A 19,738-nucleotide genomic window follows, 5' to 3' on the forward strand; every position below is an offset into this window, starting at 1 on the left:
CAACCCCCCCCCACGCCTCGGCACCGCGGTTTGGGGAGTGTGGATCAGGCCCGCCGCCGGCGCGCCTTCCCCGCCGTCCCCACCCCCGGCGGCCCCCGGCCCGGCCCCCCCCCCCCGGCGGCCGGGCCGCGGTATGCCAGGACGGTGGCCGACCGCCGCGCGCCGCCGGTCCGGCCGCGCCCTCGCCCGACGCCCCTCGCCCGTACGGGCTCGCCCGTACGGACCAGCCCGTTCCCGGCGCTCGCGGGGGCGTCACGTTGCAGGGCGCCGGGGCGGGGAGCGCGGCGCGGGACCGCTTTCCCGCTGGTCCGGGGCGCGCGGGCGGACCGGGTGCCCGGCACCGGACGCCCCGAAAGCACCATTTGACACACTTGTGATCAATATCACACTTCGTCATTTCAGCGCGGAATTCGCCGGCCCGATGCGTGACGATCCCTTCGACGACAAGCCCCCGCCACAGCGACGGGGCGGTCCGGACGGACGCCGAATCCTGCCGCCGTCCCGGATGTCAGGTCGACGCGGACGCACCGGCAGGAGCGGAGGACCCGAGCACGACGGGGCCACGGCCGCCAGGGCGGGTCCGCACCGTCATCCCGTCAGCCAGGCGGGACGGTGCGGGCACATCCTGGGCCGACGGGCCTCTTGGGGTGAAGCCGTACGCACGGCCGGGCAACTTCGCCTGCCCGAACCCGACAGGTCTTCCTTCGCAGGCGGCTGACGAAGGGTTTGCGCATGACTGTGCGCATGCACGTGCCGGCCGCGGTCGCCCGGGCCGGAACCATCTCCGCTCTCACACTCGCCACCGTCGGCGCGACCGTCACGCTCCCCCCGGGCGCCGACGCCAGCTCCGTCTCCACCACGGCGGTACGGGTCGCCGCGTCCAAGAAGGGCGCGCCCTACCAGTACGGCGCCCGGGGGCCGCACCGCTTCGACTGCTCGGGGCTGACGCAGTACGCGTTCAAGCGCGCCGGACGGAGCCTGCCACGCACCGCCGCCGCGCAGTACAACCGCACGCGCCACATCCGCGCCGCCGCCCGCAAGGCGGGTGACCTGGTCTTCTTCCACGGCGGCCAGGGCATCTACCACGTCGGGATCTACGCCGGACACAGCCGCATCTGGCACGCCCCGCGCACCGGCACCGTGGTCCGCCTGGAGAAGATCTGGACCGGCGCGGTGTCGTACGGCCGGGTCGGCTGAGCGGCGGGGCCGGGGTTCACCGCCCGGCGGGCGGCCACGGCAGCCGGACCCGGACGGTTTTGCCGCCGCCCGGGTCCGGCACGGTCGCCACGTCTCCCCCGGACTCGGCGGCCAGCAGACCGACGATCAGCAGGCCGCGGCCGCCGTCCCGGCACAGCTCGGCGGGGAGCCGCCGGGGCGGCCGGGGGTCGCGGTCGGTGACCCCCGCGGTCAGCGTCTCGTCGCGGTCGAGCCGCAGCGCGACGGTGAAGTACGGGGAGGTGTCGCCGGTGTGCCGGACGGCGTTGGTGGCCAGCTCGGAGACGATCAGCCGGACCGCGTCGGTGAGCGGCGCGGCCGGATCCAGGCCCCAGGCGCCGAGCACCGCGGAAACGTGCCTGCGCGCGGTCGCGACCGACTCCGGCGCACCGGGGAGGGTGAGGGTGGATTCCTGGTGATCTGCCATCGCGGTGCCGTCCTTTTTCCCACCGGGGGTCGGATCCGGCGCACGGGCGGGAGGCGGGACGCCGCTCGGTCACCGGATCGGCCACGCACGCCGGGGTGCGGACCAGCGGTCCATGCTGCCGGTACGCCCCGTGATCCACCACGAAATGCCCATATCTCTCGCTCGAAGCGGTGAATCGTACGACGTGAGAGCGGTTCGGACGCCCCCGGCGGCCCGCCAGCCACTACCGGCGGCTCCGGCGCACGCGCCGTCCGGTGCGCCCCGCCGTCCGGAGGCTCATCCGCGCGGCGCGGTCGCCGTCAGGATCCGTACCGCCGTGTGGAGCTGGACGTCCGTCAGGTCGGCGCGGGCCGTCAGGCGCAGCCGGGAGACGCCGTCGGGCACGGACGGCGGTCGGAAGCAGCCGACGAGGAGTCCGGCGGCGCGGCAGTCGGCCGCCCAGCGGACGGCGGCGTCCGGCGACGGAGCGCGGACCGCGACGACGGCGGCGTCCGGCCGGACCGCGGCCAGCCCGGCGGCGGTCAGCCGGTGGTACAGGGCGGCGGCGGCCTCGCGGGTGCGGGCCGCGCGCTCCGGTTCGCGGCGCAGCAGCCGCAGCGCGCCGAGGGCGCCGCCGGCCGCCGCCGGGGCGAGCCCGGTGTCGAAGATGAACGTCCGCGCGGTGTTGACCAGATGCTCGATGACCCGGGCCGGGCCGAGGACCGCGCCGCCCTGGGAGCCGAGGGACTTCGACAGCGTCACGGTGGCGACGGTGTCCGGGGCTCCGGCGAGCCCGGCGGCGGCGACGGCGCCGCGCCCACCGTCGCCGAGCACCCCGAGCCCGTGGGCGTCGTCGACGAGGAGACCCGTGCCGTGGCGACGGCAGGCGGCGGCGAGGGCGGGCAGCGGCGCGGCGTCACCGTCGACGGAGAACACCGCGTCGGTGACGGTGAGCGCCCGGCCGCCGTGCGCGAAGAGCGCGGCGTCCACGGCGGCGGGGTCGGCGTGCGCGACGACGGCCTTGCGGGCCCGGGAGAGGCGGCAGCCGTCGATGAGGGAGGCGTGGTTCCCGGCGTCGGAGACGACGAGGGCGCCGGGTCCGGTGAGGGCGGTGACGGCGGCGAGGTTGGCGGCGTACCCGGAGGAGAGGACCAGGGCCGCCTCGAAGCCGCAGAACGCGGCGAGTTCGGCCTCCAGCGTGGCGTGGAGTTCGGTGGAGCCGGTGACCAGCCGGGAGCCGGTGGCCCCGGCGCCCCAGCGGTGCGCGGCCTGTGCGGCGGCGCGGGTGACCAGTGGGTGGCGGGCGAGTCCGAGGTAGTCGTTGCTCGCCAGGTCCAGCAGTTCGCAGGAGGCGGAGCGGGGGCGCAGGGCGCGGCGCAGACCGGCGTGCAGCCGCGCGTCGTGGGCCGTGTCGAGCCAGTCGAACGCCACGCCGGGATCCGACGGGGCAGCGTCGGCGGAGGGGGCGTCACGGGGCGGCGGCAGGGCGGGATCCGCTGGCATCGGCTTCCTTCGATTACCTCTGCGACCCCGCCCGCGAGGGTCGGCGGCGTCGTGGGCGAGGTCGTTGGCGATTGTGGACTGCCGATAGACGTTAGCGGTCGTTCCACCGCCCCAGGGTGTGGTGATACACACACCCCGATCCGGGCGCATTGTGGGGATCCTCCTTGGCCCGGGGCACCGGCGTACGTCAGGATCATCGCCATGGAGCTGCTGAACACGTTGGTGGAGAAGGGGCTGCGGCGCGAGTTGCCGACCCGTGAAGAGGCGCTCGCCGTACTGGCGACGTCCGATGACGACCTGCTCGACGTCGTGGCCGCGGCCGGGAAGGTGCGGCGTCAGTGGTTCGGCCGGCGGGTGAAGCTCAACTACCTCGTCAACCTCAAATCCGGGCTCTGCCCCGAGGACTGCTCGTACTGCTCGCAGCGGCTCGGGTCGAAGGCGGAGATCCTCAAGTACACCTGGCTGAAGCCGGAAGACGCGTCGCGGGCGGCGGCCGCCGGGGTGGCCGGGGGCGCGAAGCGGGTGTGCCTGGTGGCCAGCGGGCGCGGGCCGACCGACCGGGACGTCGAGCGGGTCTCGGAGACCATCTCCGCCATCAAGGAGCAGAACGAGGGCGTCGAGGTGTGCGCCTGCCTCGGATTGCTGACGGACGGCCAGGCCGGTCGGCTGCGGGAGGCCGGTGCGGACGCCTACAACCACAATCTCAACACCTCGGAGGCGACGTACGGCGACATCTGCACCACCCATGACTTCGGGGACCGGGTGGAGACCGTGCGGCAGGCGCAGGCGGCCGGGATGTCGGCGTGTTCCGGGCTGATCGCCGGGATGGGCGAGAGCGACGCGGACCTGGTCGACGTGGTGTTCGCGCTGCGGGAGCTGGACCCGGACTCCGTGCCGGTGAACTTCCTGATCCCGTTCGAGGGGACGCCGCTGGCGAAGGAGTGGAACCTCACGCCGCAGCGGGCGCTGCGGATCCTGGCGATGACGCGGTTCGTCTGCCCGGACGTCGAGGTGCGGCTGGCCGGCGGGCGGGAGGTGCATCTGCGCAGCATGCAGCCGCTGGCGCTGCACCTCGTCAACTCCCTGTTCCTGGGTGACTATCTGACCAGCGAGGGGCAGGCCGGCAAGGACGATCTCGCGATGATCGCGGACGCCGGTTTCGAGGTGGAGGGCACCGACACCACGACACTGCCCGGCCACCGCGTCCAGGGCGGCGTCTGCGGCGACGGTGCCGGCGGCTGCGGCGACGCGGAGGCGGGCGGTTGTCACGGCTCCGGCGAGGTCCCCGAACAGGCCGCCCCGTCCGATGGTGCCCCCTCCGACGAGGTCCGGCGGGGCCTGGTGTCGGTGCGCCGCCGGGGCGCGGGCACGGAGCTGCCGCCCAATGCCTGAGCCGCTTCCCCCGGCCGACCTGCTCGCCCTCGACCGGCAGCACGTCTGGCATCCGTACGGTCCGATGCCGGGCCGCGCGGCGCCGCTGGTCGTCGAGTCGGCGGCCGGGGTACGGCTGCGGCTTGCCGAACCGGCGGGCGGGCACCGTGAGCTGGTCGACGGGATGGCGTCGTGGTGGTCGGCGGTGCACGGCTACCGGCACCCGGTGCTGGACGAGGCGGCGCACGAGCAGCTGGGGCGGATGAGCCATGTGATGTTCGGCGGGCTCACCCATGAGCCCGCCGTGCGGCTGGCCGAGCGGCTGGTCGCCGTCACGCCGGAGCCGCTGCGCCATGTCTTCCTCGCCGACTCCGGTTCGGTGGCGGTCGAGGTCGCCGTCAAAATGTGTCTGCAGTACTGGCGCTCGGTGGGCCGCCCGCGCAAGCAGCGGCTGCTGACCTGGCGCGGCGGCTACCACGGTGACACCTGGCACCCGATGTCGGTGTGTGACCCCGAGGGCGGGATGCACGAGCTGTGGCGGGGCGTCCTGCCGCGGCAGATCTTCGCGGACGCGCCGCCGCCGGGCTTCGACGCCCCGGTCGACGAGGCGTACGCGGCGCATCTGCGGGAGCTGATCGGCCGTCACGCCGACGAGCTGGCCGCGGTGATCGTGGAGCCGGTGGTACAGGGCGCGGGCGGGATGGCGTTCCACTCCCCCGGCTATCTGCGGGTGCTGCGCGAGGCGTGCGACGCCCACGGCGTGCTGCTGGTCTTCGACGAGATCGCCACCGGATTCGGCCGTACGGGCTCGCTCTTCGCCGCCGGTCACGCCGGGGTCGCCCCGGATGTGATGTGTCTGGGCAAGGCGCTGACCGGCGGTTATCTGACGCTGGCGGCGACGCTGTGCACGGCTGAGGTGGCGGCGGGTATCTCGCGCGGCGAGGTGCCGGTGCTGGCGCACGGCCCGACGTTCATGGGCAATCCGCTGGCCACCGCGGTCGCCGGTGCCAGCGTCGGTCTGCTGCTGTCGCAGGACTGGGCGGGCGAGGTGCGCCGCATCGAGTCCGGGCTGCGGACGGGCCTGGCGGCGGCCCGGGACGTCCCCGGGGTGCGGGACGTCCGGGTGCTGGGCGCGATCGGTGTGGTCCAGCTCGATCACGAGGTGGACCTGGCCGCGGCGACGGCGGCGGCGGTCCGCGAGGGCGTCTGGCTGCGCCCGTTCCGGGACCTCGTCTACACGATGCCGCCGTACGTCACCGGTGACGACGACGTGGCACGGATCTGCGCCGCGGTGTGCGCGGCCGCCCGGGAGGGCTGACCGGCCCGGGGGGGGGGGGGGGGGCGGGCGCGGGGGCCCGGGGGGGGGGGGGGGGCGGGGGGGGGGGCGGGGGGTGGGGGGGGCTGGGCGCGGGGGGGGGCGCGCCCGCCGGGGCGGGGTGCCCGGCCCGGGCGTCCCGGGGCCTTCCCGGGACGCCCACGGGTCCGGGGCCTCGGCCCCTTTTTTCCCAGAGCTTTCCCCCGCGTTCCCGCGCGTTATCCCGCGTTCCCTCGCGTTCCCTCGCGTTCCCTCGCGTTCCCTCGCGTTCCCTCGCGTTCCCTCGCGGGCGACAGACACGTACGACAAGGCTGAAGGAGACACCATGACGGTGCTGTTCGTGACGGGTACCGGCACCGGGATCGGCAAGACCGTGACGACGGCGGCGCTCGCGGCGGCGGCGCTCGCGGGCGGGCGTTCGGTGGCCGTGCTCAAGCCCGCGCAGACCGGCGTCGGGGCGGACGAGCCGGGCGACGCGGCGGAGGTGGCGCGGCTGGCGGGTGCGGTGACGACGGCGGAACTGGCACGGTTCCCCGAGCCGTTGGCCCCGGCGATGGCGGCCGCGCGGGCGGGCCGGGCGCCGGTCGGGCCGCAGGAGGTCGCCGACGCCGCGGAGAAGCTGGCAGCCTCGCACGATCTGGTGCTGGTCGAGGGCGCGGGCGGGCTGCTGGTCCGGTTCGACGCGGACGGCGGCACCCTCGCGGACGCGGCACGGCTGGCGGACGCGCCGGTGCTCGTGGTGACGGAGGCCGGTCTCGGCACGCTCAACGCGACCGCGCTGACCGCACTGGCCCTGCGCACCCACGGCCTACGCTGCGCGGGCACGGTGATCGGCAGCTGGCCCGCCGAACCCGACCTGGCCTGCCGCTGCAACCTCGGCGAACTGCCCACGGCCGCGGACGCGCCCCTGCTCGGGCTGGTACCGGAGGGAGCCGGGAGCCTGCCGCCGGGCGCGTTCCGCTCCGCGGCCCCGGGGTGGCTGGCGCCCGCGCTCGGGGGGTCGGGGGCGTTTCGCCTGCCGGGGTGAGGACGAGCGGGGCCCGGCGCACGCCCGTACTCCCACGGCACGGGCGGCGGCGCGGACGGAAGGCGGGCGGGGCGGGTGCGGGGGCGGGCCGGGCGGCAGCCCACCGGCTCCGGAGCGGGCGGCCGGGGCGGGCACCGGCCGCATCACGCCCCGGCCGCCCGGAAATCCGCTCCCTTGGGCGCCCCACCCACGGCACACTGGCGGCCATGACCGGCCTCACCGACGCCGAGCGCCTGGCGCACTGGTACGACGCCTGCAACCCCTGGGGCGCCTGCGACGCCTTCTCCCTCGATCTGGTGATGCGAGCCGACGCCGTCCTCGACGTCGGCTGTGGCACCGGCGCCCTGCTGCGCCGCGCCCGGGAGCGCGGCCACCGCGGGCGGCTCTGCGGTCTCGACCCCGACCCGGCGATGCTGGCCCGGGCACGCGCGGGCGGCCCCGGCGGCATCGCCTGGCTCGCGGGCGGTCTGGGCGCCACCACCGACCCGGCGGACCTGGGCGGCATCGGCGGGGCACCGGAGTTCGACCTCGTGGTGATGACGGGCCACGCCTTCCAGGTCCTGTGCGAGGACGCGGAACTGCGGGCCACGCTCACCGTCATCCGCCGGGCGCTGGCCCCCGGCGGCCGCTTCGCGTTCGAGACGCGGAATCCGGCGGCGCGGGCGTGGGAGCGGTGGACCCCCGCGCACGCGGTGGAGGTGACCGGGCCTGACGGGGCGCGGGCCCGGATCGCGCACCAGGTGCGGCAGCCCGTGGACGGCCAGTTGGTCCGCTTCACCACCACCCTCACCGAGCCCGGTCTGCCGCGCCCCGTGCGGGCGGACAGCACCCTGCGCTTCCTGCCCGTGGACGCCCTCGACGGGTTCCTGGCCGGTGCGGGACTCGCCGTCGAGGAGCGGTACGGCGACTGGGACCGCTCCCCGTTCGGCGCGGCGAGCCCCGAGATCATCACCGTGGCGGGGGTCAGTCCAGAGTGGCGCCCCTGCGTTCGGGGATGAGGAACATCGCCGCCATGTCCAGGACGTAGAGGACCGCCTGGAGGCCGATGGCCTTCTGGAAGCCGAAGCTCCCGGCGACCAGCGCGACGACCAGCGCGACGACGAGCGGGGCGAAGCCACCGACGCCGCGGCCGAGGTGGAACAGCACGTTCTGCGCGGTGGCGCGGGCGTGCGTCGGGTACAGCTCGGCGATGAGCGCGCCGTAGCCGCCGCTCATGCCGTTGACGAACGCGCCCATGACGGCGCCGCCGATGAGCAGCGCGACGGGCCCGGCGGTGCGTCAGGCCGTCCAGCTGCGCAGTTCGTCGGCGATGGCGGACAGTTCGGTGGTGTCGTCCTTGACGAGGCGGGCGAGGTCGCGGACGCGCTCGGGCGAGGTCGCGATCTTGAGGCCGCTGGCGACGAGGTAGCCGTAGGCCACGGCGGTCGCGAACATGGCGTTGGACCGCTCCAACGCCGGTACCCGCAGCAGGATCTGAAGGAGGGCCGCGGCGCGGTCCTGCGGGTCGGTGTAGACGGGGACGCCGATGATCTCCGCTTCGTGGCGGCTGACGGCGGCGACGAGGGCGCCCCAGTCGGTGATTGCGGGGTCGCCCGGGGTGTGCTGTTCGGCGACGAGGAGGAGCCAGGCGAGGTCGATGCGCACGGTCACTTCTTGCCCGGGTGTCCTTCCCCGCCGCCGGCCGCGCCGCGCGCGGGCCCCGCCGTGCCGCGCCCGAATTCCTCGGCGAAGACGCGCTCGTACTGCTTCATGAAGTCGGAGGCCGCCTCGACGAAGGTCTGGCCGACCTCCCCGGTGTCCCGGAGGACGAGTTCCTCGATATAGCGATTCACGCTCACTCCCCGCTGCAGGGCGCGCTCCCGGGCCGCTTCGGCGGTGGCTTCGTCCACGCGGACGTTCAACTGTGTTTTCGCCACCTCTTCACGCTAGCGCGCATCCGCTAGCACCGGCAAGCGGTCGGCGGCCCCCGCAACCGGAGCCGTGCGCCCCGCCCCGGCCGCAGCACACGCCCCGGCGCGGCTCAGGGGCCACGGGTGCCGCAGCCGTCCGGGGCGAGCGGGGCGTCCGCCGCGTCCCGCATGGCCGTCGGGCCCCCGGCGGCCACGGTCCGCGAGGCGCTCCCGTCGCCGGGCCCGTGGCCGAGGGCGTGCACGCACAGGCCCGCGAGGATCAGGGCGAGCCCGAGCCAGCCGGACGGAGCGGGCGCCGCGACCCCGAGCAGCAGCGCCTCGCCGAGCAGCGTGAACGGCACCTCGGCCGCCTGCGTCGCCTCCACCGCCCCGAGCGCCGCCGGCTGATGGCGGACGAGGTCCGTCGCGCGGAAGAAGAGCGTCGTGGCGAGGACGCCGGAGGCCAGCGCGACGATCACGCACTGCATCACCTGTCCGCCGGACGGCGGCCCCACGGTGACGCCTGCGGTGGCCGCCAGCACCAGCCACAGCGGCAGCGAGCCGAGCGTCATCGCCAGGGTCCGCTGGACGCCGTCGAGCCCGTCCGTGCCGAGCAGCATGCGGTTGCCGAGCGGGTAGGCGACGGCCCCGATCAGCACCGGCACCACCACCGTGAACGCGGCGGACGCGCCCGTGTCACCGGCGTGTTCCAGCTGGGTCAGGACGACGCCGATGACGATCAGCGCGGAGACCAGGACGGTACGCAGCGGGACGCGGGCGCCGCCCAGCGCGCCGATGGCGATGCCCGCGACGATGACCAGCTGCCAGGTCGAGGCGACCAGCCACCCGGCGCCCGCCTCGGACGCCCAGGCGAGCGGCGCGTAGAAGAGGCCGAAGCCGACCGTCGACCACAGGAGCCACCGGGCGGGGCGGGTGCGCAGGCTGCGCAGTACGGCGGGCAGGCCGCCGCGCACCGCGACCAGGGCGGTCATCGGCACCACCATGAAGAGGTAGCGCAGGCTCGCGGTCCACATCCACGAGCCGCCGGACAGGCTCATCCCGCGGTTGAGCACGAAGCTCATGGCGAATCCGGCGGCGGCGAGGACGCCGAGGCCCATGGGTGTGGCGAGGGCCGGCAGCCGGCGCGGGCGGCCGGGGCGTATCCGCACAGTCGTCTCTCCCGTGTGTCGAGGCCGTCGCGCCGGGCGGGCGCGCGCCGAGGTGACTGACATCTGAAATGTCAGTGACGTCGGGTCACGGTACGACACCCGGTGCGGACCCGGGTGCCCGCCCCCACCGTCACTGTGGCCCGCTCGGGCGGGCACCTTAGGATCGCCGGGTGACCGCACTGGAACCGGTCCCGAGAAGGCTGCTGCGCGACGAGGCGTACGACGCGCTGCTGGAGGCGATCGTCTCCGGTGAGCTGCCTCCCGGGCAGAAACTCAACGACGCCGAACTGGCCGCGCGCCTGGGCCTGTCCCGCGCGCCGGTCCGCCAGGCCCTGGCGCGGCTGACCGGCGAGCGCCTGGTGGTGTCGAAGCCGCAGAGCTACACCCGGGTCGCGCCGGTCGACGCGCGGGAGACCCGGGACGCGCTCGCCGTGGTGCGGGCGATGCACGCGCTGGCCGTACGGGAGGCGGTGCCGCGGCTGACCGCCGCCGATCTGGCGCGGATGCGGGCGGCCAACGAGGACTTCGTCCGCGCGCTGGACGCCGAGGACGCCACGGCGGCGCTCGCCGCGGACGACGCGCTGCACGCCGTCCCGGTCGAGGTCTGCGGCAACGCCGCGCTCGCCGAGACGGTCCGCCGGTACACGCCGTTGCTGCGCCGGTGGGAGCGGCGCCGGTTCTCCGGGGCGGCGGCGCGCGCCTCGGCCGCCCGGCACGACGCCCTGATCGACGCCTGCGCGGCGGGCGCGACGGACGCCGCGGTGGCGCTGTCCGGGGAGATCTGGAGCGGGTTGGACGCGGTGAGCTGAGCGCGCCCCCGGGGACCGTGCGCGGAACGGTTGCCGGGGCGGGCCCGGTGCGCGGGCGACGGGCTACCGGGCCGTTTCCGTCCACGTGACCGGCAGGGCATGGACCCCGTAGATGTTCATGTCGGTCCGCAGCCGCACCTCGTCGGCGGGGACGGCGAGGGCGAGGTCCGGGAAGCGGCGCAGCAGTCCGTCGAACCCGGCGCGCATCTCGATACGGGCCAGTTGCTGGCCGAGGCACTGGTGGACGCCGTGCCCGAAGGAGAGGTGGCCGCGGGCGTTGCGGCGGATGTCCAGGGCGTCGGGGTCGTCGAAGCGGCGGGGGTCGCGGTTGGCGGCCAGCAGGGAGACGACGACGGTCGAGCCCTCGGGGAGGGTTTCGCCGCCCAGCGCGATGTCCTCCGTGGCGTAGCGGTAGAACATGTCGGCGACGGACAGGTAGCGCATCAGCTCCTCGACGGCGCCCGGCGTCAGCTCCGGGTCGGCGCGCAGCGCGGCCAGCTGCTCGGGGTGTTCCAGGAGCGCGAAGGCGCCCAGGCCCAGCATGTTGGCGGTGGTCTCGTGGCCCGCGAGCAGCAGCAGGAAGGCGATGCCGGTCAACTCCTCGATGGTGAGGTCGTCGTGGCGGGCCAGGTCGGAGAGGATGTCGTCGCCGGGTTCGGCGCGCTTGCGGGTGACCAGTTCGGCGAGGTAGGCGGTCATCGCGCCGTACGCGGCCATCTTCTCTTCGAGCGTCTGCTCCTTGAGCAGGAAGCGGGCGGAGTTGGTCTGGAAGGTGTCGCGGTCCTCGTAGGGGACGCCGAGCAGTTCGCAGATCACCAGCGAGGGCACCGGCAGCGCGAACTCCTTGACCAGATCGACCGGCGGGGCCAGCCGCGCCAATGCGTCCAGCTGCTGTTCGACGATGTCGGCGATGTGCTCTTCGAGTCTCTTCATCCGCTTGACGGTGAACGCGCCGGTGAGCTTGCGCCGCAGCCGGGTGTGGTCCGGCGGGTCCATGGCGATGAACAGGCCCGGCACCTGCGGGGACGGTTCGGTCGGCACGGGCATCCCCGGGGTTTCGTACGGCACATGGAGGATGCCGAGGTCCTGGCGGGAGCTGAACCGGCTGTCGGCCAGCAGCTGCCGGGCCTCGTCGTAGCCGGTGACGATCCAGCCCTCGTGCCCGTCGGGGAAGCGCAGCGGGCTGACGGGGCGGGCCTCGCGCATCCGGGTTATCTCCCGGGGCGGATCGAAGGGACCGGCGTCGCGCTCCGTGGGGAGGGCGCAGGTGGCGGGGTCGGTGTGAGACATGGGGTGACCTTTCGTGAGGGCGGTCGCGATGAGATTTGGGCATGACAAATGCACCCGTGAGGCGGTGCGTGGCGCTGTGTGTGGTGGGGCGTGTGGTGGGGCGTGTGGTGGGGCGTGTGGTGCCGGTGTTCAGGCGTGGGCGCGGAGGATGTCGATGTTGCCGTGGCGGGTGCGGGCGTGGACCTCGACGGTGTCCGCCGTCTTCTGCGGGGCTTCGGCGCCGGTGAGCGCGTTACGGACCTGGCCGGAGGTGCAGGCGACGTCGATCCAGGCGGCGGCGCCTTCGCGGATACCGACCTCGATCGATCCGGAGGACGTCTCCAACTGCACGCTGCCCCGGGCGACATCGGCCAGGCGCAGGGCGCCGTGGGCGGTGGTGGCGGTGACCGAGCCCTCGGCGCGTGCGATGTCGATATCGCCGTGGGCGCCGCTGACCCGCAGATCCCCCGTCACGGCGGCGAGAGTGGTGGTGCCGTGCGAGTTCTTCAGCGTGGCCGGCCCGTCGACGGTACCGACCCTGAGGCTGCCGGAGCTGGTGGCGATCTCGGCCGCACCCTCGACGTGCCCGACCGTGACCGAACCGTGCGCGGCGGTCAGGTGCAGCGGCCCGGTCGCATCGAGGCGGACGTCGCCGGACGAGTTCTTGACGCGGACCTCACCGAGCCGCCCCTCGGACAGCACCTGGACCCAGGTGCCGGTCATGTCGACGCGCGAGCCCGCGGGGAGTTCGACGGTCACATCGACGGTGCCGGTACGGCCGAGGAGGCGCCGCGGCTTGGGCGACCTGACCGTCAACGTCCCGCTTGCGTAGGTGACGCCGGCCTGCTCGGCGGCGCGTACGTCCTGGTCACGCCTCGCGTCGCGGGGCCGTACCCCGACGACCGTGTCGCGGCGGTCACCCGCCAGGAACTGTACGGAACCGGCGTCCAGGTGAACGGTGACCGAAATCGGCTCGGGAGTGTCGAAAGAAGGCATGGCTGAACCGTCCTCGTGAGTCCTGAGAACGCCCCCGCCGATGCGGGGACGGTGTGGCCTCGGTACCGGCCGGTGCCGGTACCGGTGAAGTGGTACGCGTACGGCTACGGGTGCGGGCTTCGGGTACGGGCTTCGGGTACGGGCTTCGGTCAGCGCACCCAGCCGGTGAAGCTCTGCCCGATCGTGCGAGCCCGCTGGGCGCCGGTCGGCCGCGTACCGCCGTCCACCGCCGACGCGACCGCCCGCACCAACCACGCATTCACCGACAACCCCTCACGGCCCGCGGCCTCCTCGGCACGCGCCTTGAGAGCAGCCGGAAGCCGCAAATTGACCCGGGCCGTCCCACCCTCGTCACCGTCGGCGGGCGACTGCGCCTTCAGCGGCTCCACCGGCACGGCAACCTCCTCCGCAAGCCCCGCGACGGGCGGCGGCGTCACCACGAAATCCGGATCCAACCCCCGCAACCGCACATCCACCGACCCCGGAGCCAACTCCCGCGTGACCTCGTCCATCGCCGCGGACAGCACATGAAGCATCACGAGCCTGCTCGCCGACTCCAACGGAGCCGTCAACCGCTCCGCCCACTCACGGGCCCCCTCCCCACCGGCTTCAGCGGCCACCGCAAGCTCACGGCGCAGAGTATCGACATACGGGGTGAGATCCATGGCGCCATAATGGCGCCACAATGGCGCCATGCGCAAGCCCCGGCGGGAGGGGTGAGGCGCCCGGCGCCGTACCGCAAGCCGCGGGGGCTTCCCGTCGGGCCGTCCGGGTCCGGGAGGCAGCCCCCTTTCGCATTCCGCCCCAATTCACCTCCCACATCAGTCAGTTGACCCATCGGACTCCCCTATCCCCTCCGTATATACATTGCGCGTATACATGCGTTATATAGTCGGCTTTCCCGTCGACCGGCGGGGCGTTCGACTCGGTCTGGAGGACCACCGTGCTCAGGGGCACTTCGCTACTTCCCGCCCGGAAGGGGCACGCGTCCGCGGCGGACCGGACGGGCGGCGGCCCCCCGACCTCGGGCGGCGGGGCGCGGCTGGCCGCCATCGACGGGCTGCGGCTGGTGGCCGCCGCCGCGGTGGCCGCGTACCACTTCCTGGGCACGGCCACCCCGCACTTCTGGGGCGCGTACGACCTGCGGGAGGCCGTCCCGGCGCTGCACGAGGTCAGCCGCTACGGCTGGCTCGGGGTGGAGTTCTTCTTCCTGATCAGCGGGTTCGTGATCTGCATGAGCTGCTGGGGGCGCACCCCGGCGCAGTTCGTCGTCTCGCGCGTGTCCCGGCTGTTCCCCACGTACTGGTGCGCGGTGCTGCTCGTCGTCGCGCTGGTGCTGACCGCGCGGGTGGCGCATCTGGACGCGGCGACGCCGATCGATCCGCGGACGGTGCTGGGGAATCTGACGATGGCGCCGGGGCCGATGGGGCTCACGCTGATCGACGGCGTCGCCTGGACGCTCTGGGTGGAGGCGCGCTTCTACCTGCTGATGGCCCTGATGCTCTTCCTCGGGCTCACCTACCGCCGCATGATCGCGTTCTGCGGCGTCTGGCTGACCCTGGCGCTGCTCGCCCGCGAACTGCACTCCGAGGCGCTCGACACGGTGGTGCTGAGCCAGTACGCGGGCCTGTTCGTCACCGGGATCGCGCTCTACCTGATGCACCGCTTCGGGCAGAACATCGTGCTGTGGCTGCTGGCCGGGTTCGCCTGGTGTTACGAGCTGACGGTGCTGCACGACCGGGTGGCCGGGCACACCGTGAAGCCCGCCGCGGGCGGGGCGCTCTCCTGGGCCGCGTGCGCCGCGCTGCTGACCTTCTTCCTCGTCGTGCTGGCGCTCGCGGCGTTCGGCCCGCTGGCCCGGATACGGTGGCGCGCCCTCGTGACGGCGGGCGCGCTCACCTATCCGTTCTATCTGGTGCACCAGAGCATCGGTGTGCCGGTGGCCAAGGGTCTGCTCCAAGTGGCCCCGGGCCTGGGCCTGCTGCCGTCCGTGGCGGCGGGCCTCGCCTTCGCCCTGCTGCTGGCCTACGCCCTGTACCGCCTCGTCGACCGGCCCGCAGGGCGGATCCTGCGGCACCACCTCACCCGGGGGATGAACGCGACGGACCGCACGACCGGCCAGGGCGGCACCGGCACGCCGCCGCGGCAGCCCGCAACGAGCGGCGCCGAGGCGGCCGCGCGGCCGGTGCCCAGCGGCGTGTGACGCGGGCGGGACCGGCGCGCGAGCACACACGGAACAGGCGGAACAGACGGCACAGCACGAGGGGCCGCCTCCCGGGAGGCGGCCCCTTCCGCGTGCCCCATAACCCCGCACCGCACTCACCGCCCGGCCTTTTGCTGGTCCTTTACCATGGTGGGGTCCCTTCCCCGTACGAAGGCGCACACGGCGCCCCGTACGACCCCCCTGCGAAAGGTGTGTGAGCGTCCAGTCATGGGCGAACCTCCCAGTTGCCGAGCCCGCTCGCGGCAGAGCGCGAACCTCCGGATCCTGTTCGATCATGGGACGGAGGTGACCCGATGACCGAGCTGCTCCTCCTGGCCCTGGCGCTCCTGCTGACGCTGGCCTGCGGCGTCTTCGTCGCGGCCGAGTTCTCGTTGACCACCGTCGAGCGCAGCGATCTCGAACGCGCCGTGGAGCGCGGCGAGCGCGGCGCGGAGAGCGCGCTCAAGGCCGTCCGGCGCCTGACCTTCCAGCTCTCCGGCGCTCAGCTGGGCATCACCGTGACCGGCCTGGTCATCGGCATGCTCTCCAAACCGGCCCTGGCCACCCTGCTCGCCGGGCCGCTCGACGCGGCCGGGCTGCCGGACGCCGCCGTCCAGTCCGTGGCGCTGGTCCTCGGCACGGCGCTCTCCACCGTCGTCCTGATGGTCGTCGGCGAGCTGGTCCCCAAGAATTGGGCGATCTCCAGCCCGCTGCCCGTCGCGAAGCGGGTCGCGGGGGTGCAGCGGGCGTTCAGCGCCGCGTTCTCCCCGTTCATCGGCCATCTCAACGCCACCGCCAACCGCACCGTGCGCCGGATGGGGCTGGAGCCCGCCGAGGAGCTGGCCTCCGCCCGCGGGCCGCAGGAGCTGGTGGCGCTGGCCCGGCACTCCGCCAAGGAGGGTGCACTGGAGCCGGACACCGCCGAGCTGTTCGTCCGCACCCTCAACCTCCCCGGTCTCACCGCCGAGAACGTCATGACACCCCGCGTCCAGGTCACCGCCCTGGACGTGCAGGCCAACGCCGAGGACGTCGCCGACGCGACGCGGGCGACCGGCCTGTCCCGCTTCCCCGTCTACTGCGGCGGCCTCGACAGCGTCGTCGGCGTCGCGCACATCAAGGACGTGCTGGCCATCCCGGACGGGCTGCGCGCCCGCCGCCCGGTGTCCGACTTGCTGCGCGAACCGCTGCTGGTCCCGGCGACGCTGCCGGTCGACCAGCTCCTGGACCGGCTCTCCGGCAAGCGCACCATGGCCGTGGTCATCGACGAGTACGGCGGCACCGCGGGCGTCGTCACCCTGGAGGACATCGTCGAGGAGGTGGTCGGCGAGGTCCGTGACGAGCACGACCCGATGGAGACCCCCGACCTCGCCGCGGCGGGCAGCGACCCGGAGGGCCGCGTTCTCTACCACGCGGACGGCGCCGCCCGCACCGACCAGCTCGCCCGCATCGGACTGCGGCTGCCCGAGGGCCCGTACGAGACGCTGGCCGGGGTGATCGCCGCCGGTCTCGGCCGCATCCCGGCCGAGGGCGACACGCTGGAAGTGGCGGGCTGGACCATGGACGTGATCGACGCGTCCGGGCGCCGCGCCGCGCGGGTGCTGCTGCACGCGCCGGCCGCGGAGCCGCCCGGTGAGCGGGGACTGGAGGCCGCGCGATGACCGTGCTGCAGATCTTCGTCGGCCTGCTCACCCTCGTCGTCAACGCGTTCTTCGTGGGCGCCGAGTTCGCGCTGATCTCGGTGCGCCGCAGCCAGATCGAGCCGCACGCCGACGAGGGCGACCGCCGCGCGCACCGCGTGCTGTGGGGGCTCCAGCACGTCTCGGCGCTGCTGGCCACCGCCCAGCTCGGCATCACGCTGTGCACGCTGGTGCTGGGCGCGGTCGCCGAACCGGCCATCGCGCATCTGCTGGAGCCGGTCTTCGACGCGGTGTCCGTGCCGGACGCGCTGGTCCACCCGGTCTCGTTCGTGATCGCGCTGGCGCTCGCGACCTATCTGCACATGCTCTTCGGCGAGATGGTGCCGAAGAACGTGGCGCTGGCCGAGCCGGTGCGCACCGCGCTGCTGCTGGGGCCGCCGCTGGTGGCGCTGACCCGCGCGCTGCGCCCGGTGATCTTCGCGGTGAACAAACTGGCCAACGGGGCGCTCCGGCTGCTGCGGGTCGAGGTCAAGGACGAGGTCACGGCGACGTTCTCGGACGACCAGCTGGCCCGGATGGTCGACGATTCGCGTGCGGCGGGGCTGCTGGACGAGCGTGCCAAGGAGCGGCTGCGGGACGCCCTGGAGCTGGGCCGGCGGCCGGTGCGCGATGTGGTGCTGCCGGTGGAGAAGGTCGTCTCGGCCGGTCTGGGGATCACCCCGGAGGGCCTGGAGCGGCTGGCCGCCGCGTCCGGGTTCTCACGCTTCCCGGTCGTCGACGACACCCACCGGATCCTGGGATATCTGCACGTCAAGGACGCTCTGGACGCCGTGCCGCGGGACGTGCCGTTCCCGGTGCCGGCGATGCGGCCGATCGCCCGGGTGCGCGCCGCGACCCCGCTGGACGATGTGCTGACCGCGATGCGCGGCTCCCGGACACATCTGGCGGCGGTCATCGGCGACGGCGGCACGCTGGCCGGGCTGGTGACGATGGAGGACGTCCTGCGCGAACTGGTCCTGCAACAGCCGGCGGCCTGAGCCGGTCCAGGCTGAACCACACCCCTGTACGGCCCGGCCGACGCCCTCACGTCCCGGTCGGTAGGTGACGGTGCACCGCGGGATAGGATCGCCGCGCCATGGAGATGAATGCCCACTACACCAGTTTTGTCGCGGTCGGAGACAGCTTCACCGAAGGAATGTCGGACGGCCTGCCGGACGGCTCCTACCGCGGCTGGGCCGATCTGCTCGCGGCCCGCCTCGCCGCCCGTACGCCCGGCTTCCGCTACGCCAACCTCGCCGTCCGCGGCAAACTCATCGGGCAGATCGCCGATGATCAGGCCGGGCCCGCTGCGGCGATGGGCGCCGATCTGGTGACGATGGTCGGTGGGCTCAACGACGTGCTGCGGCCCAAGTGCGAGGTGGCCCGGGTCTGCGAGCGGTTCTCCGCCGCGGCGGCGGTCCTCGCCCGGGGCGGCGGGCAGCTGGTGCTGATGCGCAGCCCCGGCCGTCAGGGCCCGGTCCTGGAGCGCTTCCGGCCGCGGATGGAGGAGCTGTACGCGCACATCGACGCGGTCGCCGACCGGCACGGCGCACTCGTCGTCGATCTGTACGCGTCCCGGGCACTGTCCGATCCGCGGATGTGGGCCGACGACCGGCTGCACCTCAACGCCGAGGGCCACCGGCGGGTGGCGGAGGCCGTCTGGCAGACGCTGGGGTTCGGCGCGGAGAGCGAGTGGGACGCCCCGCTGCCGCCCGCGGTGGCGCCGGGCTGGCGGGCGCGCCGCTCGGCGGATGTGCGGTTCGCGCGTGAGCATCTGGTGCCGTGGATCGGCCGTCGGCTGTCCGGCCGCTCCTCCGGGGACGGCCGGACAGGCGCCCAGTTTAGCGCCGAGATGGGCAAAGCCTTCTGGGTCACCCCTGCGGACCACACAAACCCCGGCCCAGTGCCGGACTGGCGGCAGGTGAACCCCTGACCCGGAACCCCACCCAGCACTCACGCATCGGTTGAACGCAGGACCCCACCCACCCGACACCTGCAGCCGCCGGACCGACATCACGCCGCGAGTCGCACAGCATCCTGAGCGAGGACTTGCGACCTGCCGACCTCAATGACGGGCCGCCTGTAGCTCACGGCGAGCCCGGAGCGCGTGATGAACTCCACCAGTTCGCATCGCAGCTCACGCGAGGCCGGAACAGCCGCCGCGTCCAGGGCAGCAGACAACGCGGGTAGCCCAGCAGCGAGTTCCCACGAGGCCGACACAAAAGAGAACATGCCCAACTCGGGAAGATCCGCCAGCCGGAACCCAATTCGGACTTCCGGTATTGGCCCACGACCTGCCTGGGCTGCCGCCTTGCGGTCAGCCAGGCTCGTCGGACAACCACACAGCGATCCACGTGCGCTCCCCGATTCCAAGAACCGGGTTCCATCACAGACATGGAAAGCCTCACCAGGTCCGCGCATCACCATCCGAAGCGAAACGGCCCCCCTGCCATCCAACAAGACAGGAACGCGATCACAGCGAGTCAGGACCTCAAGGACACGTTCGCCACTGGTTTCCCTCAACTCCGGCACACCTCCGTAGAACTCACCCAGAGCATCAGCGATCGCCTCGTCCTCCGTCGTCATGCGCCACGCCGACACCGCCATGGGCCTTCCACCTCGCTGTCGCGCCATATGAAAGCGACCCACGGCATCAGCCATGGATGCGCGCGGCAGATCCGCTCCGTCATCATCAAGCTTCTGATCCCGGTTGGAGCTACGGTGCGGGTGGGGAGCCATGATCTTCCTCCGGCGGTGCGACGTTCAGAAGCTCCGAGGATCCAGAGCACTCGCCATGAGGTTCCCCCGTTGCGCGAGAGGTGCTGATCAGCTGGTCAGTGAGGGTTGACGGGGTTTCAGGTTCGTCGGTTCGGCCGTCGCCTGCTCGGCG

General features: G+C 73.7%; 20 protein-coding genes and 1 riboswitch. Of the genes, 10 read left to right on the forward strand and 10 right to left on the reverse strand.

Going from position 1 to position 19,738, the window contains the following annotated elements:
- Positions 1-584 precede the first annotated feature (584 nt).
- Positions 585-729, forward strand: a riboswitch (cyclic di-AMP (ydaO/yuaA leader).
- A gap of 3 nt (positions 730-732) precedes the next feature.
- Entirely contained in the window at positions 733-1,197 is a 465-nt protein-coding gene (locus ACFWWQ_RS28490) for a C40 family peptidase (RefSeq protein WP_384601991.1), read from the forward strand.
- Between the two features lie 16 nt (positions 1,198-1,213).
- On the opposite strand, the gene ACFWWQ_RS28495 is transcribed toward ACFWWQ_RS28490, so the two are convergent.
- Together ACFWWQ_RS28495 and ACFWWQ_RS28500 are read right to left on the reverse strand one after the other, a co-directional pair.
- Positions 1,214-1,642 carry an ATP-binding protein gene (locus ACFWWQ_RS28495; protein ID WP_384601993.1) on the reverse strand — a complete coding sequence of 143 codons (429 nt, stop codon included), beginning with the start codon at positions 1,640-1,642 and terminating at the stop codon, positions 1,214-1,216.
- Between the two features lie 276 nt (positions 1,643-1,918).
- Positions 1,919-3,124 (reverse strand): 8-amino-7-oxononanoate synthase, encoded by a 1,206-nt coding sequence (locus ACFWWQ_RS28500; protein ID WP_384601994.1) that lies wholly within the window; start codon positions 3,122-3,124, stop codon positions 1,919-1,921.
- 201 nt (positions 3,125-3,325) lie between these two features.
- Between ACFWWQ_RS28500 and bioB the strand changes: the two genes are divergently transcribed.
- From bioB to ACFWWQ_RS28520, 4 genes are all read left to right on the forward strand, one after another.
- Positions 3,326-4,516 carry a biotin synthase BioB gene (gene bioB / locus ACFWWQ_RS28505; RefSeq protein ID WP_384601996.1) on the forward strand — a complete coding sequence of 397 codons (1,191 nt, stop codon included), beginning with the start codon at positions 3,326-3,328 and terminating at the stop codon, positions 4,514-4,516.
- Entirely contained in the window at positions 4,509-5,813 is a 1,305-nt protein-coding gene (locus ACFWWQ_RS28510) for an adenosylmethionine--8-amino-7-oxononanoate transaminase (protein ID WP_384601998.1), read from the forward strand. Before bioB ends, ACFWWQ_RS28510 begins: the two co-directional genes overlap by 8 nt.
- 322 nt (positions 5,814-6,135) lie before the next feature.
- Positions 6,136-6,837 carry a dethiobiotin synthase gene (bioD, locus tag ACFWWQ_RS28515; RefSeq protein ID WP_384602000.1) on the forward strand — a complete coding sequence of 234 codons (702 nt, stop codon included), beginning with the start codon at positions 6,136-6,138 and terminating at the stop codon, positions 6,835-6,837.
- Between the two features lie 206 nt (positions 6,838-7,043).
- Positions 7,044-7,835: a class I SAM-dependent methyltransferase gene (locus ACFWWQ_RS28520; protein ID WP_384602002.1), complete on the forward strand. Its 792-nt coding sequence runs from the start codon at positions 7,044-7,046 to the stop codon at positions 7,833-7,835.
- Here the strand turns inward: ACFWWQ_RS28520 and ACFWWQ_RS28525 are convergent.
- The 4 genes from ACFWWQ_RS28525 to ACFWWQ_RS28540 all read right to left on the reverse strand — a co-directional run bounded on the left by ACFWWQ_RS28525 (position 7,801) and on the right by ACFWWQ_RS28540 (position 9,895).
- On the reverse strand, positions 7,801-8,073 hold the full coding sequence (locus ACFWWQ_RS28525; RefSeq protein WP_384602004.1) for a hypothetical protein: 273 nt from the start codon (positions 8,071-8,073) through the stop codon (positions 7,801-7,803). The genes ACFWWQ_RS28520 and ACFWWQ_RS28525 overlap by 35 nt on opposite strands.
- A gap of 42 nt (positions 8,074-8,115) precedes the next feature.
- Entirely contained in the window at positions 8,116-8,487 is a 372-nt protein-coding gene (locus ACFWWQ_RS28530; protein ID WP_384602006.1) for a fic family toxin-antitoxin system, toxin component, read from the reverse strand.
- A complete protein-coding gene (locus ACFWWQ_RS28535) occupies positions 8,484-8,753 on the reverse strand; it encodes a hypothetical protein (protein ID WP_384602008.1) in 270 nt (89 codons plus the stop codon). The genes ACFWWQ_RS28530 and ACFWWQ_RS28535 overlap by 4 nt, the downstream gene beginning before the upstream one ends.
- 104 nt (positions 8,754-8,857) lie before the next feature.
- Positions 8,858-9,895 carry a multidrug resistance efflux transporter family protein gene (locus ACFWWQ_RS28540; protein WP_384602010.1) on the reverse strand — a complete coding sequence of 346 codons (1,038 nt, stop codon included), beginning with the start codon at positions 9,893-9,895 and terminating at the stop codon, positions 8,858-8,860.
- Between the two features lie 170 nt (positions 9,896-10,065).
- Here ACFWWQ_RS28540 and ACFWWQ_RS28545 point away from each other — a divergent pair, with 170 nt between their 5' ends.
- On the forward strand, positions 10,066-10,704 hold the full coding sequence (locus ACFWWQ_RS28545; RefSeq protein ID WP_143940420.1) for a GntR family transcriptional regulator: 639 nt from the start codon (positions 10,066-10,068) through the stop codon (positions 10,702-10,704).
- Positions 10,705-10,767: 63 nt separating this feature from the next.
- Here the strand turns inward: ACFWWQ_RS28545 and ACFWWQ_RS28550 are convergent, their stop codons facing one another.
- The 3 genes from ACFWWQ_RS28550 to ACFWWQ_RS28560 all read right to left on the reverse strand — a co-directional run bounded on the left by ACFWWQ_RS28550 (position 10,768) and on the right by ACFWWQ_RS28560 (position 13,634).
- Positions 10,768-11,994: a cytochrome P450 gene (locus ACFWWQ_RS28550; RefSeq protein ID WP_384602012.1), complete on the reverse strand. Its 1,227-nt coding sequence runs from the start codon at positions 11,992-11,994 to the stop codon at positions 10,768-10,770.
- Positions 11,995-12,123: 129 nt separating this feature from the next.
- Positions 12,124-12,969, reverse strand: coding sequence for a DUF4097 domain-containing protein (locus ACFWWQ_RS28555; protein WP_384602014.1), 846 nt, complete (start codon positions 12,967-12,969; stop codon positions 12,124-12,126).
- A 149-nt stretch (positions 12,970-13,118) separates the two neighbouring features.
- Positions 13,119-13,634, reverse strand: coding sequence for a toxin-antitoxin system HicB family antitoxin (locus ACFWWQ_RS28560; RefSeq protein WP_384602016.1), 516 nt, complete (start codon positions 13,632-13,634; stop codon positions 13,119-13,121).
- A 278-nt stretch (positions 13,635-13,912) separates the two neighbouring features.
- Here ACFWWQ_RS28560 and ACFWWQ_RS28565 point away from each other — a divergent pair, with 278 nt between their 5' ends.
- The 4 genes from ACFWWQ_RS28565 to ACFWWQ_RS28580 all read left to right on the forward strand — a co-directional run bounded on the left by ACFWWQ_RS28565 (position 13,913) and on the right by ACFWWQ_RS28580 (position 18,781).
- Entirely contained in the window at positions 13,913-15,172 is a 1,260-nt protein-coding gene (locus ACFWWQ_RS28565; protein WP_384602018.1) for an acyltransferase family protein, read from the forward strand.
- Between the two features lie 314 nt (positions 15,173-15,486).
- Positions 15,487-16,830, forward strand: coding sequence for a hemolysin family protein (locus ACFWWQ_RS28570; RefSeq protein WP_384602020.1), 1,344 nt, complete (start codon positions 15,487-15,489; stop codon positions 16,828-16,830).
- Positions 16,827-17,846, forward strand: a complete 1,020-nt coding sequence (locus ACFWWQ_RS28575; protein WP_384602022.1) for a hemolysin family protein — start codon at positions 16,827-16,829, stop codon at positions 17,844-17,846. The genes ACFWWQ_RS28570 and ACFWWQ_RS28575 overlap by 4 nt, the downstream gene beginning before the upstream one ends.
- A gap of 98 nt (positions 17,847-17,944) precedes the next feature.
- Positions 17,945-18,781, forward strand: coding sequence for an SGNH/GDSL hydrolase family protein (locus ACFWWQ_RS28580; protein WP_384602024.1), 837 nt, complete (start codon positions 17,945-17,947; stop codon positions 18,779-18,781).
- 80 nt (positions 18,782-18,861) lie between these two features.
- On the opposite strand, the gene ACFWWQ_RS28585 is transcribed toward ACFWWQ_RS28580, so the two are convergent.
- Positions 18,862-19,587: a hypothetical protein gene (locus tag ACFWWQ_RS28585; protein ID WP_384602025.1), complete on the reverse strand. Its 726-nt coding sequence runs from the start codon at positions 19,585-19,587 to the stop codon at positions 18,862-18,864.
- Positions 19,588-19,738 lie beyond the last annotated feature (151 nt).

The sequence above is a fragment of the Streptomyces sp. NPDC059080 genome (genome assembly GCF_042739975.1).
GTDB classification, from domain to species: Bacteria; Actinomycetota; Actinomycetes; order Streptomycetales; family Streptomycetaceae; genus Streptomyces; species Streptomyces benahoarensis.

Bases quoted from the DNA above. Each gene is read 5' to 3' on its own strand.
- ACFWWQ_RS28520 (WP_384602002.1), top strand. From the start codon at position 7,044: ATGACCGGCCTCACCGACGCCGAGCGCCTGGCGCACTGGTACGACGCC.
- ACFWWQ_RS28555 (WP_384602014.1), bottom strand. From the start codon at position 12,969: ATGCCTTCTTTCGACACTCCCGAGCCGATTTCGGTCACCGTTCACCTG.
- ACFWWQ_RS28495 (WP_384601993.1), bottom strand. From the start codon at position 1,642: ATGGCAGATCACCAGGAATCCACCCTCACCCTCCCCGGTGCGCCGGAG.
- ACFWWQ_RS28570 (WP_384602020.1), top strand. From the start codon at position 15,487: ATGACCGAGCTGCTCCTCCTGGCCCTGGCGCTCCTGCTGACGCTGGCC.
- bioB (WP_384601996.1), top strand. From the start codon at position 3,326: ATGGAGCTGCTGAACACGTTGGTGGAGAAGGGGCTGCGGCGCGAGTTG.
- ACFWWQ_RS28585 (WP_384602025.1), bottom strand. From the start codon at position 19,587: ATGGCTCCCCACCCGCACCGTAGCTCCAACCGGGATCAGAAGCTTGAT.
- ACFWWQ_RS28575 (WP_384602022.1), top strand. From the start codon at position 16,827: ATGACCGTGCTGCAGATCTTCGTCGGCCTGCTCACCCTCGTCGTCAAC.
- ACFWWQ_RS28500 (WP_384601994.1), bottom strand. From the start codon at position 3,124: ATGCCAGCGGATCCCGCCCTGCCGCCGCCCCGTGACGCCCCCTCCGCC.
- bioD (WP_384602000.1), top strand. From the start codon at position 6,136: ATGACGGTGCTGTTCGTGACGGGTACCGGCACCGGGATCGGCAAGACC.
- ACFWWQ_RS28560 (WP_384602016.1), bottom strand. From the start codon at position 13,634: ATGGATCTCACCCCGTATGTCGATACTCTGCGCCGTGAGCTTGCGGTG.
- ACFWWQ_RS28550 (WP_384602012.1), bottom strand. From the start codon at position 11,994: ATGTCTCACACCGACCCCGCCACCTGCGCCCTCCCCACGGAGCGCGAC.
- ACFWWQ_RS28490 (WP_384601991.1), top strand. From the start codon at position 733: ATGACTGTGCGCATGCACGTGCCGGCCGCGGTCGCCCGGGCCGGAACC.
- ACFWWQ_RS28510 (WP_384601998.1), top strand. From the start codon at position 4,509: ATGCCTGAGCCGCTTCCCCCGGCCGACCTGCTCGCCCTCGACCGGCAG.
- ACFWWQ_RS28580 (WP_384602024.1), top strand. From the start codon at position 17,945: ATGGAGATGAATGCCCACTACACCAGTTTTGTCGCGGTCGGAGACAGC.
- ACFWWQ_RS28525 (WP_384602004.1), bottom strand. From the start codon at position 8,073: ATGGGCGCGTTCGTCAACGGCATGAGCGGCGGCTACGGCGCGCTCATC.